This is a genomic window from Vibrio sp. 1401 (assembly GCF_033340295.1).
The window spans coordinates 1-880 of sequence record NZ_JAWOWF010000213.1 but is presented as its reverse complement, the minus strand read 5'-3'; the positions used below and the strand labels follow the sequence as shown (position 1 = coordinate 880).

The window sequence follows — 880 nt, the reverse complement described above, 5'->3', positions numbered from 1 at the left end:
GGTTCTTATGTGGTGGAAGCGCAGCAAGCAGTGGCTGACCAACTGGTCCTCCCTGCTGGATATTCGCTCGCTTGGTCTGGTCAATACGAATACATGGAACGCGCTAAAGATCGCTTGAGTGTGGTCGTACCGATAACCTTGGTGATCATCATGATGTTGCTTTATTTCAGCTTCCGCCGTGTGGGTGAGGTGCTGATCATCATGCTGACTTTGCCTTTAGCGATGGTTGGTGGCTTGTGGTTGATGCACTACCTCAACTACAACTTCTCCATCGCCGTGGGGGTCGGATTTATTGCCCTCGCCGGCGTTGCGGTGGAGATAGGCGTCATCATGCTGGTGTATCTCAACCAAGCGTGGCACCACAAAAAACTTCACGCAGAAGAAAACCAACAAGCTCTGCAAATTGGTGATTTAACCGATGCCATTCGAGAAGGCGCGGGGCTGCGTGTGCGTCCGGTCATGATGACGGTTCTCACGGTCATCATTGGCCTTATCCCTATCATGTATGGCTCAGGTACTGGCTCTCAAGTCATGCAGCGCATTGCTGCACCAATGATTGGCGGCATGGCCTCTGCCCTACTACTGACTCTGCTGGTGTTACCAGCAATCTTCAAGCTGTGGAAGCAGCGAGAAGTCAACAAAGCTCAAAACCCAGAGAAATAAGCAACAAGCGCCATTGTACAAACCGCAATGGCGCACTACCTCATTGACAGTAAAGGAAATCAACATGAAAAAGACACTTATCACTCTTGCTCTAACTATGGTATCAGCAGGCGCATTCGCGCAAATGGATAGCTCGAACATGAACCACGACAACATGGATCACGGCAAAATGGACCATGGTTCGATGTCGATGGATAACATGAACATGGGCGATATG

General features: G+C 50.1%; 1 protein-coding gene and 1 pseudogene. Both read left to right on the top strand.

Annotated features, from left to right (window positions below; genetic code table 11):
• A partial coding sequence (locus R7Z77_RS24635; protein ID WP_318136962.1) for an efflux RND transporter permease subunit occupies positions 1 to 663 on the top strand: 663 nt, incomplete at its 5' end.
• Between the two features lie 64 nt (positions 664 to 727).
• Positions 728 to 880: pseudogene (locus R7Z77_RS24630) on the top strand (copper-binding protein); the annotation flags it as partial.